The following is a 15,888-nucleotide window of genomic DNA, read 5'->3' on the forward strand; positions in this document are numbered from 1 at the left end:
GGAGGTGTAGACCATGGCAACATTAAAGATTAAGAAAGATGATATGGTACAGGTTATTGCCGGCAAGGACAAAGGCAAAGAAGGCAAGGTCCTTCGTGTTGACAAGAAGAACGGTACTGTAGTCGTTGAAGGCGTAAATAAAGTATTTAAGCACAGCAAGCCAAGCATGGCTAACCAGGCAGGCGGAATTATCGAAATGGAAGCTCCAATGGACATCTCCAATGTAATGTATCTTTACAAAGGCAAGCCGGTAAGAGTTGGTTTTGAAGGAACAGGTAAAGATAAAGTCCGTGTTGCTAAAGTAGATGGCAAAACAGAGAAGATAGATTAATTGGAAGGAGGTCGTCTTAGTTGAGTAGACTTAGAGAAAAGTATGACGCTGAAATCAAAAGCGCCATGACTGAAAAATTTGGATATAAAAATGTAATGCAGATCCCAAAGCTTGATAAGATCGTTATTAACATGGGCGTTGGTGAAGCAAGAGAAAATGCTAAAGTTTTAGACGCAGCTATCAAGGATCTTGAAACAATCGCTGGTCAGAAGGCAGTTGTTACACGTGCGAGAAAGTCCGTTGCTAACTTCAAGTTAAGAGAAGGAATGCCTATCGGATGTAAAGTAACACTTCGTGGCGAGAAGATGTATGAGTTCTTAGATCGTCTTGTAAACCTTGCACTTCCTCGTGTACGTGACTTTAGAGGTGTTAATCCTAATGGTTTCGATGGCAGAGGTAACTATGCTTTAGGTATCAAGGAACAGCTTATTTTCCCGGAAATCGAGTACGATAAGATTGATAAAGTCAGAGGTATGGATATCATCTTTGTTACAACAGCAGAGACAGACGAAGAAGGTCGTGAACTGTTAACATTATTTGGTATGCCTTACAGCAAATAATTAAAGGAGGAAGATTCGTTATGGCTAAGACAGCAATGAAAGTTAAACAGCAGCGTAAACAGAAGTTCTCATCAAGAGAATATACACGTTGCAAGATTTGTGGACGTCCACACTCAGTATTAAAGAAATACGGAATCTGTAGAATCTGCTTCCGTGAATTAGCATACAAGGGACAGATCCCTGGCGTTAAGAAATCAAGCTGGTAAGAGATAGAAGGAGGAAGAAATATTATGTCAATGAGCGATCCAATAGCAGATATGCTTACAAGAATTCGTAATGCTAACACAGCAAAGCATGATACAGTAGAGATCCCTGCTTCAAAGATGAAAAAGGCTATTGCTGACATCCTTTTATCAGAAGGATATGTTCAGGCAGTAGACATTATCGAAGATGGTAAGTTTGAGACAATCAAAATTACATTGAAGTATGGTGTAGATAAGAACGAGAAGATCATCACAGGCCTTAAGAGAATCTCTAAGCCGGGTCTTCGTGTATATGCAAGTAAGGATGAGCTTCCAAGAGTACTTGGTGGACTCGGAACTGCAATTATTTCAACAAACAAAGGTGTACTTACTGACAAGGAAGCAAGAAAGCAGAATGTTGGTGGCGAAGTATTAGCATTTGTTTGGTAGGCATTGAGCACTTAGTGAGCACAAGCTGAAAGCGCCGTGCGAAGTTAGTGCGAAAGCCCATCCCGAGACTTAACGAATACGAGTCGAAGACGATGGATGAGTTTAGTTCGAGTGGATGTCATTAGAGCACTTAGTGAGCACAAGCTGAAAGCACCGTGCGAAGTTAGTGCGAAAGCCCATCCCGAGACTTAACGAATACGAGTCGAAGACGATGGATGAGTTTAGTTCGAGTGGATGTCATTAGAGCACTTAGTGAGCACAAGCTGAAAGCGCCGTGCGAAGTTAGTGCGAAAGCTGATAAAACATTCCTCCGGCATCATTTCCTGAAAAATACCGGAGGTTAAAGCCTGCATGGATACACTCCATGCAGCACAAATACAAATATTATAAATTTTAAGGAGGAAGGCGAAATGTCACGTATCGGAAGAATGCCTATCGCTGTACCTGCAGGAGTGACTGTAGATATCGCAGAAAATAATAAAGTGACTGTTAAAGGACCAAAGGGAACACTTGAGAGAGTTCTCCCGGCAGAAATGGATATTAAGTTAGAAGCTGATGTAATTACAGTTTCAAGACCTAATGATTTAAAGAAGATGAAGTCTTTACACGGACTTACCAGAACACTTATCCACAACATGATCGTTGGTGTTACAGAGGGTTATGTTAAGGATCTGGAAGTAAACGGTGTAGGTTATAGAGCTCAGAAGCAGGGCAATAAATTAGTTCTTGCTCTTGGTTATTCACATCCAGTTGAGATGGTTGACCCAGAAGGTATCGAAGTAAAGGTTGATGGTAACAAGATTTCAGTTGTTGGTATTGACAAGGAAAAAGTTGGTCAGTATGCAGCAGAGATCAGAGAAAAGAGAGCACCGGAACCTTACAAGGGCAAAGGTATCAAGTATGTTGACGAGACTATCAGACGTAAAGTTGGTAAGACTGGTAAGAAATAATAAAGGAGTGAGATAAGATGGTTAATAAAGAATCAAGAAGCGAAGTTCGTATTAAGAAGCATATGCGTGTTCGTAATCATTTAGCTGGAACAGCAGATAGACCACGTTTAGCAGTTTTCAGAAGTAATAATCATATGTACGCTCAGATTATTGATGATTCAGTTGGAAACACAATTGTAGCAGCATCAACAGTAGAGAAGTCAATCAAGGAAGCACTTGAGCAGACAGATAATGTAGATGCAGCAGCATACGTTGGTAAAGTCGTTGCTGAAAGAGCACTGGAAAAGGGAATCAAGACTGTTGTATTTGACAGAGGAGGATTCATCTACCAGGGTAAGGTTCAGGCATTAGCAGATGCAGCAAGAGAAGCTGGTCTAGAATTCTAAGAAGGAGGAAGAACAACATATGAAGCGTGAAATAATTGATGCTAGTAAATTAGAATTAGAAGATAAAGTAGTAGATATCAAACGTGTAACTAAGGTTGTTAAGGGCGGACGTAATTCTAGATTTGCATGTCTTGTAGTTGTTGGTGACAAAAACGGTCATGTAGGCGTAGGCGTTGGTAAGGCTGTAGAAATTCCAGAAGCTATCCGTAAGGGTAAGGAAGATGCAGCTAAGCACCTTGTTACAGTTCCTGTAAATGAAAACGGAAGTATCCCATATGATTGGAACGGAGAATTCGGTAGCGCAACAGTATTGCTTAAGTCAGCTCCAGAAGGTACCGGTATTATCGCCGGCGGTCCTGCCCGTAACGTACTTGAGCTTGCCGGATACAAGAATATCCGTACAAAATCCTTAGGATCAAACAACAAACAGAACGTAGTTCTTGCAACGATCAAAGGTCTTTCAGAGATCAAGACTCCGGAAGAAATCGCAAGACTTCGTGGAAAATCTGTTGATGAGATACTTAACTAAGGAGGTATTATAAGATGGCAGATAAGTTAAAAGTTACTTTAGTAAAATCACCAATCGGATGCGTACCAAAGCATAAGAGAACTGTAGAAGCATTAGGACTTAAGAAGGTAAACAAGTCAGTTGAACTTCCTAACAATGCTGCAACTCTTGGTATGGTTAAGCAGGTTAGTTATTTAGTAAAGGTAGAAGAGATTTAATTATATTTGAAGGAGGTGCAGGTCGTGAATTTATCAACATTAAAGCCAGCAGAAGGTTCTAAGCATAGTACTAATTTCAGAGTAGGCCGTGGTCATGGTTCAGGAAATGGTAAGACTGCAGGTAAGGGCCATAAGGGTCAGAAGGCACGTTCAGGATCACCTAGACCAGGATTTGAAGGCGGACAGATGCCTTTATATAGAAGAATCCCTAAGAGAGGATTTACATGTATCAATCACAAAGATATCGTTGCAATCAATGTTTCAGTTCTTGATCGTTTCGAGGATGGAGCAGAGGTTACAGTAGATACACTTGTTGAATGCGGTATCGTAAAGAATCCACGTGATGGAGTTAAGATTCTTGGAAATGGAGAGTTAACAAAGAAGCTTACAGTTAAGGCAAATGCTTTTTCAAAGTCAGCAGTCGAGAAGATTGAAGCTCTTGGCGGAAAAGCAGAGGTGATCTAATAATGTTTAAAACCTTTATCAATGCATTCAAAGTAAAGGAATTAAGACAGAAATTATTATACACATTCTTTGTTCTTATAGTAGTCAGGCTGGGAAGCCTGATTACTGTACCGGGAATCCGTGCTGATGCAATTAAAGAGTATCTGAGCAATGCACTTGGAGATTCTTTTAATCTGTTCAGCTCATTTACCGGAGGATCGTTCGATCAGATGTCAATATTTGCATTGAACGTAACACCATATATTACAGCTTCCATTATCATTCAGCTTCTTACCATAGCAATTCCTGCTCTGGAAGAGATGCAGAAAGATGGTGAAGACGGAAGAAAGAAAATTACAGCAATTACCCGTTTTTTAACGATCGGTCTCGCAATTCTGGAAAGTGCAGGTCTTGCGATCAATTTCGGAAGAAAAGGATTCATGGACAGCTACAATTTTTGGACAGTATTGACAATGATCGTTATCCTTACCGGTGGTAGTGCGTTTGTAATGTGGCTTGGCGAGCGTGTAACAGATCGTGGTGTGGGAAATGGTATTTCCATTATCCTGTTGATCAACATCGTATCAACCATGCCAAATGATTTCAAGAATATTTACACACAGTTCATCAAAGACAAAGATCCGGTCAGAATGTGTCTAATTGCACTTTTGGTTGTTGCAATTGTTGTATGTGTAACCATTCTTGTATGTATGCTTCAGGGAGCTGAAAGAAAGATTCCTGTACAGTATGCAAAGAAAGTTCAGGGTAGAAAGCAGATGGGAGGTCAGTCCTCCAACATTCCACTTAAGGTAAATACAGCAGGCGTTATTCCTGTAATCTTCGCTTCTTCACTGATGGCGATTCCTTCTATTATAACAAGTTTATTTGGAAAGAGTCCATCCGGTGTCGGTGCTAAGATCCTTCAGGGAATGAGCCAGTCATACTGGTTTAATGCGAACTATCCTTGGGGATTCCTTGGATTGGCAGTATATATCTTACTTGTGTTCTTCTTCGCTTATTTCTATACAGCAATTACCTTCAATCCGATGGAGATTGCAAATAATATGAAGAAGAGCGGTGGTTTTGTACCGGGTATCCGACCGGGTAAGCCAACCCAGGACTATTTAAATAAAATACTGAACTATATTATATTTATCGGAGCAGTTGGTCTTTTGATCGTTGCGATGATTCCAATGTTCTTTAACGGATTTTTCAGTGTAAATGTTTCATTCGGTGGAACATCCATCATCATCGTAGTTGGTGTTGTAATTGAAACCATGAAGAGTCTGGAATCACAGATGTTAGTAAGACATTATCAGGGATTCTTATTAGATTAATTGTAAGATAAAGATATAAAAAACACGAAAAATGGGAGTGTACACTTGTGCACTTCCTATTCGTGTATTATAGTATAAGTATCTATGGCTTGTTCATTTGGAGGACGGGCTGATAACAGGAGGGATTGCAATGAATGTATCCCGCAGGAAAATAAAAAATGGAGGTTATATATGAAGATAATTATGTTAGGTGCACCAGGCGCAGGCAAAGGTACACAGGCTAAAATGATCGCTGAGAAGTACGGAGTACCTCATATCTCAACAGGAGATATTTTCAGAGCAAACATCAAGAACGGAACAGAACTCGGAGCAAAGGCAAAAGAATATATGGATAAGGGACTTCTTGTTCCGGATGAATTAGTTGTAGATCTTGTAATCGACAGATTCAAAGCAGACGACTGCGCAAAGGGATATATCCTTGATGGATTCCCAAGAACAATTCCACAGGCAGAGGCACTTGACAAAGCATTATCAGCAATCGGTGATTCTGTAGACTATGCTATCAATGTAGAAGTACCGGATGAGAACATCGTTCGCAGAATGTCCGGAAGACGTGCATGTGTTGGCTGTGGTGCAACATATCATATTGTATATAACCCTACAAAAGTAGAAGGCAAATGTGATGTATGTTCATCCGATCTTATCTTAAGAGATGATGATCAGCCGGAAACAGTATTAAACAGACTGAAAGTATATCATGAGCAGACACAGCCATTGATCGATTTCTATGCTAAGAAGGGTATCTTAAAAGAAGTTGACGGAACAATGGATATGAATGATGTATTTGCAGCAATCGTTAAGATTTTAGGTGAATAAAATGGCAATATCTATAAAATCTGAGAGAGAAATTGAATTGATGAAAGAAGCCGGCAGAATTCTTGCTCTCACACATGAGGAGCTGAAGAAGGCGATCAAACCGGGAATCACAACCTATGCAATTGATAAACTTGGTGAAGAAGTGATCAGAAGTTATGGCTGTATTCCTTCTTTTCTGAATTATAATGGTTATCCGGCATCTATCTGTGTATCAGTGAATGAAGAAGTTGTTCATGGTATACCATCAAAGACAAGATTTCTGAAAGAGGGCGACATAGTAAGTCTTGATGCAGGAGTTATCTATAAAGGATATCACTCCGATGCAGCAAGAACTTACGGAGTAGGAAAGATTTCACCGGAAAATGAGCATCTGATTGCAGTAACTAAGCAGAGCTTTTTCGAAGCAATGAAGGTTGCTGTTCCGGGAAATCATATTCGAGATATCGGAAGGGCTGTAGAGCGGTATGTTTTAAAATTTGGATATGGAATCGTAGAAGACCTGGTTGGACATGGTGTTGGAGCAAATCTTCACGAGGATCCGGAAATACCGAATTTTGAAACAATCAAAAAAGGACCGAAGCTGAAACCGGGAATGACGATTGCAATCGAACCGATGATAACAGCAGGTGATTATGAAGTAGACTGGCTGGATGATGACTGGACGGTTGTAACCGTGGACGGGTCCAATGCAGCACACTATGAGAATACGATCCTTATTACAGAGGACAGACCGATCATCTTGTCGCAGGCAGAAGGATTGGAATTATAGAAATAAAAAATGGATTCAAAATCTCAAGGATTTTAAGGAGGATTAAAAATGTCAAAGGCAGACGTAATTGAAGTAGAAGGAACAGTAATCGAGAAGTTACCAAATGCAATGTTTCAAGTAGAGATCGAGAATGGTCATAAGGTTTTAGCACACATTAGTGGTAAGCTCAGAATGAATTATATCAAGATCCTTCCGGGTGATAAGGTAACAATTGAATTATCACCATACGACCTGACAAAGGGAAGAATTGTTTGGAGAGATAAATAAATTCTTCTATATAAAGAGGTATGTAATGAACATCCTGCAAAGATATTCCCTTTATGGGATGTGATTTATCATAATAAACCCATTAATATGAAAAAAACAGAAAATGGGACTTGCATTCTATTGTGAAAAATGATAGAATGCCTATTTGTAGCGGACTTTTTTTGAAAGGAGATTTTCTAATGAAGGTTAGAGCATCAGTAAAACCTATGTGCGATAAGTGCAAAGTTATCAAGAGAAAGGGAATCGTTAGAGTTATCTGCGAGAATCCAAAGCACAAACAGCGTCAGGGTTAATCAAAAAAAGAAACTGGGTATCCGGATGATAGCCCATCCATATGATATCTTGTTTTTTATGTATCAACACACACGGATGTGTTGTAAATTTTAAAAGCGGCTGTAGCATAATCATTATATGCTAGTAAAAATAAAAAAATAGGCAGCGAGATGGAAACATATGCATTTCACCTCAGCATTTTCATGTTGAGATATGTCGAGATCCGATATGCCGGACAGAAGAATTTTTACGGAGGTTAATTAGAATGGCTCGTATTTCAGGTGTTGATTTACCAAGAGACAAGCGTGTTGAGATTGGTCTTACTTATGTATATGGTATAGGTTTGGCATCTTCACAGCGTATCCTTAAGGAAGCAAATGTTAATCCTGACACACGTTGTAATGATTTGACTGATGATGAAGTAAGAAGAATCAGCGAAGTAATCAATGCAACACAGACTGTTGAAGGAGATTTACGTAGAGAAGTAGCGCTTAACATCAAGCGTTTACAGGAAATTGCATGCTACCGTGGTAAGCGTCATAGACAGGGACTTCCTGTTCGTGGACAGAAGACAAAGACAAACGCAAGAACACGTAAGGGACCTAAGAAGACAGTAGCAAACAAGAAGAAATAATACTGTTTTCATTTGTTCTTATATATAGTAGAAGATAAGAGATCTTCTGCACCGGGCAGAAGATAAAGTACATTTGTATAAATTTGGAAAACCATAGGAGGTTTAAGAGTTAATGGCTAAGCAAGTTACTAAAAAAGTGGCTAAGAAGCGTGTCAGAAAGAGTGTTCAGCACGGACAGGCTCATATTCAGTCATCTTTCAATAATACAATCGTTACATTAACAGACGCTGAAGGTAATGCACTTTCATGGGCAAGTGCTGGCGGTTTAGGATTCAAGGGTTCTAAGAAGTCAACACCATATGCTGCTCAGATGGCTGCTGAGACAGCTGCAAAGGCTGCTGCTCCTTACGGATTAAAGACTGTTGATGTTATGGTAAAAGGCCCAGGCTCAGGTAGAGAAGCAGCTATCCGTGCTCTCGCAGCTTGCGGTATCGATGTTGTAAGTATCAAAGACGTTACACCAGTTCCACATAATGGTTGTCGTCCACCAAAGAGAAGAAGAGTCTAATTAGGAGGTACAGAGTAAGATGGCAGTAGATAGAACCCCAGTTCTTAAGAGATGCAGATCTTTAGGCATGGAGCCAATGTATCTCGGAATTGACAAGAAATCAAATAGAAAATCAACAAGAGCAAACAGAAAAGTAAGTGAGTATGGTTTACAGCTTCGTGAAAAGCAGAAGGCTAAGTTCATTTACGGTGTATTAGAGAAGCCTTTCCGTAACCTTTACGCTAAGGCAGAGCAGCAGAAGGGCTTAACAGGTCCTAACCTTATGACATTACTTGAGTTAAGACTTGATAATGTTATCTTCAGATTAGGTTTTGCAAGAACAAGAAGAGAAGCAAGACAGATTGTAGATCACAAGCATGTACTTGTTAATGGAAAGAGTGTTAACATTCCTTCATACCAGGTAAAGGCCGGAGACAAGATCGAGATCAGAGAGAAGAGCAAATCCTTACAGAGATATAAGGATATCATTGCTGCAACAGAAGGACATTTAGTTCCAGGTTGGTTAACCGCTGACAGAGAAAACCTTTGTGGAGAAGTAGTTGAGAAGCCAAACAGAGAGCAGATCGATGTTCCTGTAAACGAGACCCTTATTGTCGAGTTATATTCCAAGTAATAAGAATAAATATGATCATCCGTACATCCATCCGGGATTTACCCGTGTGGATGTCTGGATGCAGAATATATTTATGATATTTGCAAAGTTGGAGTATACCAGTTAATTACCCATAAAGGAGGGGCTTAAATGTTTGAGTTTGAGAAACCAAAAATTGAGATAGTTGAGATTTCAGATGATAACAAGTATGGTAAGTTTGTAGTAGAGCCTTTAGAGAGAGGCTATGGTACAACCCTTGGTAATTCATTAAGAAGAATTATGCTTTCTTCATTACCTGGTACAGCAGTAACACACGTTAAGATTAAAGGTGTTTTACATGAGTTCAGTTCTATTCCCGGAGTAAAGGAAGATGTAACTGAGATCGTTATGAATATCAAGTCTTTAGTAATAAAGAACAATTCATTAACAAATGAGCCGAAGCAGGCTTATATCGATGTAGCTGGTGACTGTGTTGTCAGAGCATCTGATATTCATGTAGACGGCGATATCGAGATCATCAATCCTGATCTTGTAATTGCAAATCTTAGTGGCCCGGATGCAAGACTTGAGATGGAACTCACCATCGGCAACGGCAGAGGCTACGTTGGTTCTGATAAGAATAAAGAAGCAGATGCACCGATTGATGTCATCGCTATTGATTCTATATATACACCGGTTGAGAGAGTTAATCTTACAGTTCAGAATACTCGTGTTGGTCAGGTTACAGATTATGATAAGCTGACACTTGATGTATTTACAAATGGTGCTATCGCACCGGATGAGGCTGTCAGCCTCGCTGCAAGAGTCCTTGTAGAACATTTGAACCTGTTCGTTGATCTGTCTGAGAACGCAAAATCCGTTGATGTAATGGTTGAGAGCGTAACAGATGAGAAGGAAAAGGTTCTGGAAATGAATATTGATGAGCTTGAATTATCAGTTCGTTCATACAACTGCTTAAAGAGAGCCGGTATCAATACAGTTGAAGAATTGATCAATAAGACCCCGGAGGATATGATGAAAGTTCGTAACCTCGGTCGTAAGTCATTAGATGAAGTATTAGCTAAGCTGAAAGAATTAGGCTTATCACTGAATGACAGTGAGGAATAATACTTTTTACCACTCAAGCCGAATAATAGTAAGCACAGTGAAGACCCGCAAGGGTAAGGAGGATAAATAAAAATGGCAATGTATAGAAAACTTGGAAAAGCAAGCGCACAGAGAAATGCATTACTTCGTAACCAGGTAACACAGTTATTATACCATGGTAAGATCAGAACAACAGAAGCTAGAGCTAAGGAAGTTGTTAAGATTGCAGAGAAGCTTATCACATTAGCAGTTAAGGAAAAGGATAACTATGATGAAGTTACCGTTACCGCTAAGGTTGCTAAGAAAGATAAAGATGGTAAGAGAGTGAAGGAAGTTGTTGATGGTAAGAAAGTTACTGTATATGATGAAGTAGAAAAGACCATCAAGAAGGATCAGCCTTCAAGACTTCATGCAAGAAGAGAAATGCTTAAGGTATTATATCCGGTTGTTGAAGTTCCTACAGATGCTGCCGGAAAGAAAGCCGGTACAAAGAAAGTTGATTTAACAAGCAAGTTATTCGATGAGTACGGTACAAAGTACGCAGGACGTAAGGGTGGTTACACAAGAATCATCAAGATCGGTCAGCGTAAGGGCGATGCTGCAATGGAAGTTATTCTTGAGTTAGTATAATTATAAACATAAGGGCTGTCAGGTACATGTATGTGTATTTGGCAGCTTTTTTATTATACTAAGATGCAGACTTTATATTTGCAAAGATGTTGATTCGATGGAATTATCGTATTTGTTTAGAAACATAGGAGCGTGTACATGAGTTTTATTCAGGTGAAAAAGCTTGGACATAAATTTAATATCAAGGACAAGGATGGAAATGTTACAGGTGAAAAATGGGCTGTGAAGGATATGGATTTTGTTGCCCATAAGGGACAGATCATTGCCGTTCTTGGACGTAACGGTTCGGGAAAGTCAACATTTGCCAGACACCTGAATGGCTTATATGCACCAAATCAGGGAACGGTATGGATACAGGGAGATGCTGATGTATTAGATACGAGCCGGGAAGATGATCTGCTGGCCATCCGTCGTGCAGTCGGGATGATCTTTCAGAATCCGGACAACCAAATGGTAGGAAATACGGTTGCGGAAGATGTAGGATTTGGTTTGGAAAATCTGGGCTTTGAAGCAGAGGAGATATGGGAGCGAATCAACGAAGTACTTCGATTGACAGGGATGGAGGCATATCTGGAACGAAATGTATCACATCTAAGCGGTGGACAGAAGCAAAGACTGGCAATCGCATCTGTGATGGCCATGTCACCGGAATGTATCGTTATGGATGAAGCAACTGCCATGCTCGATCCTGTGGGAAGTAGACAGATACTTGATACCTTATATCATTTGAACCGGGAGTTTGGCATTGCGATCATTATGATCACACATCGGATGGAGGAAACGGTTCGGGCAGATCAGATCTATGTAATGGATGATGGAAATGTAGAGTTGATTGGCGCACCATATGAGATTTATCCACAGGTAGAGAAGTTAGAGCAGCTTGGTCTTGACAGTTTATTGCCATATAAGCTGTTGCATGAGTTGAAAGTAGATTATTCCGATGATAAGACATTTGTCAAAAATTTGGATGAAGACGCAAAAAGTGCGTTGGTTGATAGAAAAGAGGGGCTCTTGTCGGTAAAGGATGCTGCGGACAGGATAAAGGCATGTTTGCGTGATGAAAAATCTTTTGTAAACAGACAAGAAGCAGCAGAACATTTTAATTCGGCGCAGAAAGATATACCATCAAGTAAAAATGAGGATGGAATACATGAGGATATCCTTGATAATAGAAATAACATGGATAGAGAAGAACACAATGGTATGTTATTGGATGCCGGGATAAAAAAAGATATCTTGGTCGAGGCTGATAATCTGGAGTATTCTTATAAGGATGGTGCGGTACTGGTTCCTGCGGTAAATCAGGTGTCATTTCAGATCAGAAAAGGAGAGATCCTTGCGGTGGCAGGACAGACCGGTTCCGGGAAAAGTACGCTGTTATATATGCTAAACGGTATTTACCGTCCGATGGGGGGAACACTTAAGGTTGATGGAATTGATGTAGGAAAGACGAAGAATCTGAAAGAATTGCGGAAGAAGATTGGATTTGTGTTTCAGTATCCGGAGTATCAGTTATTTGAAAGTACGGTGTTAGCGGATGTAATGTATGGCGCATTGAACTTCGGGATGTCGAAAGCAGAAGCAGAACAGGCGGCAAGGGAAGCATTGGCACTTGTGAATATATCAGAGGAATATTTTGAATATTCTCCGTTTGACCTTTCAGGCGGACAGAAGAAGCGTGTAGCACTTGCAGGAATCCTTGCATATAAGCCGGAGATTCTTATTCTCGATGAGCCGGTTGCCGGCATGGATCCGAAATCCAAACGGGAATTATTTGCACTGATCCGCAGATTACATGAAGAACGGAATATAACTGTAATCTTTGTATCACACGACATGAAGGATGTGTATGAGATTGCAGATCGTATACTGGTTATGGGACAGGGAAAGCTGGTCTATGATGGAGCAGTAGAGCAGGCATTTGGAACGCCGGAGATTGTAGAAAAACTTGGCTTAGAGATGCCGGAAATGGCGGTGTTCAGGGAGGCATTACTGCCGGAGATAAGACTCACAGCAAGAAGCATGGCGGGCGTGATTGAGGAACTTAGTGGGCTAAAGAATATATAAGAAGAGATATAAAATTAATGAAGCTATAGAGATTGATGGTGACATTTCAAAAACATGAACACAGCATGAGAAAGTGGATAGTTATCAGATAATATAGAGGAAAGAAGCATGGTAAGAGACATTACGATCGGACAATATTATAATACCAGATCACCGATTCACGAGCTGGATGCCAGAACAAAACTGGTGCTCACGATCGTATATGCGGTTACGATCTTCTGGTGCAGGGATTTGTGGACTTTTCTTGCTGCAACAGCATTTCTTATTGTGTATGTAGCATTAAGCCGTGTCCCGTTATCTTTTATCTGCCGGGGACTTAAGGTTGTCTGGGCGTTTATATTATTTACAGCATTTTTCAGTCTGTTTAATGGTGATGGAAGGGTTCTGGTCAGCATCTGGAGATTTCATATCACGACCGGCAGCTTAAAGACGACCGGAATTGTAGTATTTCGTTTCGTATATCTGATTATTGGCTCATCGATCATGACATATACAACACTTCCGCTGGCACTTACAGCAGGTTTGGAGAAGCTGTTTGGATTCCTGAAGATCTTCCGTGTTCCGGTATCAGATATGGCCTTGATGCTTTCAATTACGCTTCGTTTTATTCCGATTCTGATGGAAGAATTGGACAAAATTATGAAAGCGCAGCTTTCGCGTGGAGCAGATTTTGAAAATGGAAATGTTTTCAAACGGATACGAAGCTATACCCAGATATTTATTCCGTTATTTGCATCTGCGATCCGACGTGCAACCGATCTGGCATATGCGATGGACGCCAGATGTTATCACGGAAGTGAATGCCGTACTAGCATGAAACCGTTGAGATATAGTAAAAAAGATGCATTTGCATATGGTCTGCTGGTGGTTTATGTGGTAGGATTAATCTTGATGAAGATATATTTATAACAGGGAACCGGGAAAATGAAACGAGTAAAATTGGTGGTAGCCTATGATGGTACAAATTATCATGGCTGGCAGGTACAGGACAATGGAATAACGATAGAGGAAGTGCTGAACCGGACGATCAGCGAACTGGTGCAGGAAGATATCAAGGTGATCGGAGCCAGCAGGACGGATGCAGGCGTACATGCCTGTGGAAATGTGGCAGTATTTGACACTGAATCCCGGATACCGGGGGATAAGTTTTCCTTTGCGTTAAATCAGCGGCTTCCGGACGATATCCGGATTCAGGAATCCTGCGAGGTGGATGCAGACTTTCATCCGAGATATGCAGATACAGTAAAAACCTATGAATATAATATATTGAACCGGCGGTTTGAAATGCCGTCAAAACGGTTATATGCGGCATTTTGCTATTATCCGATGGATATAGAGCGGATGAATCAGGCGGCGGCGTATCTGGTTGGTGAGCATGATTTTAAGAGCTTCTGTTCGGCAGGTGCACAGGTGCAGACGACGGTTCGGACGATCTATGCGGTAAATGTGACGAAAGAGGATGACATGGTTCATATCAGGATCACGGGAAATGGTTTCTTATATAATATGGTAAGGATCATTGCAGGAACTCTGATGCAGGTCGGAACCGGACTGATGGAGCCTGAACGGGTGAAGGAGATCCTGGAAGCGAGAGACCGGAGCAAGGCAGGACCGACCGCAGTTGCGAAAGGCTTGACACTGGTGGAGATCCGATATGAATAAAAGAATCGTTTGTATATGTATGAGTGTGCTTTTATGTCTGACTATTATATGTACGGACACAGGCACAGATGTACATGCCAGATATTATGAAGATAATGACAAATATATAGAACAACGTGTAGCTGACAGGATGAAGAAAATGAGCTGGGAGGAGAAGATAGCCCAGATGATCCTTGTGAAGGTTCCTGCTAAAAATGCAGTTAATATCCAGAAGCAATATCAGTTTGGCGGATATGTTTTGTTTGGGGAAGATTTTGCAAACAGTACTCCTGATACATTACGAAACAGAATTTATGGAATTCAAAAGGCGTCAAAGATTCCGATGTTGATTGCAGTGGATGAAGAAGGCGGAACTGTTGTAAGGGCATCCAGATATCGCCAGTTCCGATCCACGTCATATGCATCACCGAGAGCGGTATTTTCCGCAGGTGGATGGAATGGCATTGTAAAAGACACGAAGAATAAAGCAAAATTTCTGAAAAAGCTTGGAATCAATACAAATCTTGCACCGGTTGCCGATGTTGCATATGATTCAAGTAACTTTATTTACAATAGAAGTTTTTCTACAAATGCAGCGGATACTTCCAGATATATTAATCTTGTGGTGAATAACATGAAACAGGAGGATATGATCAGCTCATTAAAACATTTTCCGGGCTATGGAAATAATGGAGATACGCATACAAACCTGATTCATGATTACCGAAGTTATAACAGTTTTAAAAAACGTGATCTGAAGCCATTTCAGGCGGGAATCCGGTCGGGATGCGATATGATCATGGTAAGCCATAATATTGTACATTGTTTTGATTCTAAAAATCCGGCATCTATATCACCGAAGGTAAACAAATACATTAGAAATACAATGGGATTTAAAGGTGTGATCGTTACGGATTCGTTGTCGATGGCAGGAGTACGGAGCTTTACCGGAAGTGAGGGTGAGAGTGCTGTCAGAGCAGTTCAGGCAGGAGACGATCTTCTCTGCACGGAGCATTACAGAGAAACATATCAGGCATTGCTTCGGGCTTACAAGACAAAGCGGATATCGAAAAAACGGATCAATGCATCTGTCAAAAGAATTCTCATGATGAAATACCGCCGGGGTCTGAACGGAAGATTTGCGGTCAGACGCAGATAGCATATTTGAATGCGAAATGGTAGATGAATGCTGAAAAATAAAGAAAAACGCCTGAAAAAATAAAGAAAGTTTATTGACAC

The 15,888-nt window shown here is 40.6% G+C and carries 23 protein-coding genes; all 23 read left to right on the plus strand.

Annotated elements, in window-relative coordinates:
- Positions 1-13: 13 nt before the first annotated feature.
- A complete protein-coding gene (gene rplX, locus LK416_01345) occupies positions 14-331 on the plus strand; it encodes a 50S ribosomal protein L24 (protein UEA74851.1) in 318 nt (105 codons plus the stop codon).
- A 20-nt stretch (positions 332-351) separates the two neighbouring features.
- Positions 352-891, plus strand: coding sequence for a 50S ribosomal protein L5 (gene rplE, locus LK416_01350; GenBank protein ID UEA74852.1), 540 nt, complete (start codon positions 352-354; stop codon positions 889-891).
- A gap of 20 nt (positions 892-911) precedes the next feature.
- Complete coding sequence (locus LK416_01355; protein ID UEA74853.1) at positions 912-1,097, plus strand: type Z 30S ribosomal protein S14; 186 nt, start codon at positions 912-914, stop codon at positions 1,095-1,097.
- A 24-nt stretch (positions 1,098-1,121) separates the two neighbouring features.
- On the plus strand, positions 1,122-1,523 hold the full coding sequence (gene rpsH, locus LK416_01360) for a 30S ribosomal protein S8 (protein UEA74854.1): 402 nt from the start codon (positions 1,122-1,124) through the stop codon (positions 1,521-1,523).
- Between the two features lie 410 nt (positions 1,524-1,933).
- Positions 1,934-2,473 carry a 50S ribosomal protein L6 gene (gene rplF, locus LK416_01365; GenBank protein UEA74855.1) on the plus strand — a complete coding sequence of 180 codons (540 nt, stop codon included), beginning with the start codon at positions 1,934-1,936 and terminating at the stop codon, positions 2,471-2,473.
- Between the two features lie 17 nt (positions 2,474-2,490).
- Entirely contained in the window at positions 2,491-2,859 is a 369-nt protein-coding gene (rplR, locus tag LK416_01370; GenBank protein UEA74856.1) for a 50S ribosomal protein L18, read from the plus strand.
- Between the two features lie 19 nt (positions 2,860-2,878).
- The gene (gene rpsE / locus LK416_01375; GenBank protein UEA74857.1) at positions 2,879-3,388 is read left to right on the plus strand and encodes a 30S ribosomal protein S5; all 510 of its coding nucleotides are present in this window, start codon (positions 2,879-2,881) and stop codon (positions 3,386-3,388) included.
- 14 nt (positions 3,389-3,402) lie between these two features.
- Positions 3,403-3,585, plus strand: a complete 183-nt coding sequence (gene rpmD / locus LK416_01380) for a 50S ribosomal protein L30 (protein UEA74858.1) — start codon at positions 3,403-3,405, stop codon at positions 3,583-3,585.
- A 24-nt stretch (positions 3,586-3,609) separates the two neighbouring features.
- Positions 3,610-4,050 (plus strand): 50S ribosomal protein L15, encoded by a 441-nt coding sequence (rplO, locus tag LK416_01385; protein UEA74859.1) that lies wholly within the window; start codon positions 3,610-3,612, stop codon positions 4,048-4,050.
- Between the two features lie 2 nt (positions 4,051-4,052).
- Positions 4,053-5,366, plus strand: a complete 1,314-nt coding sequence (gene secY / locus LK416_01390) for a preprotein translocase subunit SecY (protein ID UEA74860.1) — start codon at positions 4,053-4,055, stop codon at positions 5,364-5,366.
- 171 nt (positions 5,367-5,537) lie between these two features.
- Positions 5,538-6,182 (plus strand): adenylate kinase, encoded by a 645-nt coding sequence (locus LK416_01395; protein ID UEA74861.1) that lies wholly within the window; start codon positions 5,538-5,540, stop codon positions 6,180-6,182.
- A gap of 1 nt (position 6,183) precedes the next feature.
- Positions 6,184-6,951 (plus strand): type I methionyl aminopeptidase, encoded by a 768-nt coding sequence (gene map, locus LK416_01400; protein UEA74862.1) that lies wholly within the window; start codon positions 6,184-6,186, stop codon positions 6,949-6,951.
- Between the two features lie 48 nt (positions 6,952-6,999).
- A complete protein-coding gene (infA, locus tag LK416_01405; GenBank protein UEA74863.1) occupies positions 7,000-7,218 on the plus strand; it encodes a translation initiation factor IF-1 in 219 nt (72 codons plus the stop codon).
- Between the two features lie 179 nt (positions 7,219-7,397).
- Positions 7,398-7,511, plus strand: coding sequence for a 50S ribosomal protein L36 (rpmJ, locus tag LK416_01410; GenBank protein ID UEA74864.1), 114 nt, complete (start codon positions 7,398-7,400; stop codon positions 7,509-7,511).
- Between the two features lie 245 nt (positions 7,512-7,756).
- Positions 7,757-8,125 carry a 30S ribosomal protein S13 gene (gene rpsM / locus LK416_01415; GenBank protein ID UEA74865.1) on the plus strand — a complete coding sequence of 123 codons (369 nt, stop codon included), beginning with the start codon at positions 7,757-7,759 and terminating at the stop codon, positions 8,123-8,125.
- A gap of 112 nt (positions 8,126-8,237) precedes the next feature.
- A complete protein-coding gene (gene rpsK, locus LK416_01420; GenBank protein ID UEA74866.1) occupies positions 8,238-8,633 on the plus strand; it encodes a 30S ribosomal protein S11 in 396 nt (131 codons plus the stop codon).
- Between the two features lie 19 nt (positions 8,634-8,652).
- The gene (rpsD, locus tag LK416_01425; protein ID UEA74867.1) at positions 8,653-9,246 is read left to right on the plus strand and encodes a 30S ribosomal protein S4; all 594 of its coding nucleotides are present in this window, start codon (positions 8,653-8,655) and stop codon (positions 9,244-9,246) included.
- Between the two features lie 129 nt (positions 9,247-9,375).
- Positions 9,376-10,332 carry a DNA-directed RNA polymerase subunit alpha gene (locus tag LK416_01430; GenBank protein ID UEA74868.1) on the plus strand — a complete coding sequence of 319 codons (957 nt, stop codon included), beginning with the start codon at positions 9,376-9,378 and terminating at the stop codon, positions 10,330-10,332.
- Between the two features lie 78 nt (positions 10,333-10,410).
- Positions 10,411-10,941, plus strand: a complete 531-nt coding sequence (locus tag LK416_01435) for a 50S ribosomal protein L17 (protein UEA75850.1) — start codon at positions 10,411-10,413, stop codon at positions 10,939-10,941.
- A 138-nt stretch (positions 10,942-11,079) separates the two neighbouring features.
- Positions 11,080-13,008 (plus strand): ATP-binding cassette domain-containing protein, encoded by a 1,929-nt coding sequence (locus tag LK416_01440; protein ID UEA74869.1) that lies wholly within the window; start codon positions 11,080-11,082, stop codon positions 13,006-13,008.
- A 108-nt stretch (positions 13,009-13,116) separates the two neighbouring features.
- Positions 13,117-13,917, plus strand: a complete 801-nt coding sequence (locus tag LK416_01445; protein UEA74870.1) for an energy-coupling factor transporter transmembrane protein EcfT — start codon at positions 13,117-13,119, stop codon at positions 13,915-13,917.
- A 15-nt stretch (positions 13,918-13,932) separates the two neighbouring features.
- On the plus strand, positions 13,933-14,670 hold the full coding sequence (gene truA, locus LK416_01450) for a tRNA pseudouridine(38-40) synthase TruA (protein UEA74871.1): 738 nt from the start codon (positions 13,933-13,935) through the stop codon (positions 14,668-14,670).
- Entirely contained in the window at positions 14,663-15,808 is a 1,146-nt protein-coding gene (locus LK416_01455; GenBank protein ID UEA74872.1) for a glycoside hydrolase family 3 protein, read from the plus strand. The genes truA and LK416_01455 overlap by 8 nt, the downstream gene beginning before the upstream one ends.
- The last annotated feature ends 80 nt before the right edge of the window (positions 15,809-15,888 follow it).

This window comes from Lachnospiraceae bacterium GAM79 (assembly GCA_020735665.1).
Classification (GTDB): Bacteria; Bacillota; Clostridia; order Lachnospirales; family Lachnospiraceae; genus Coprococcus.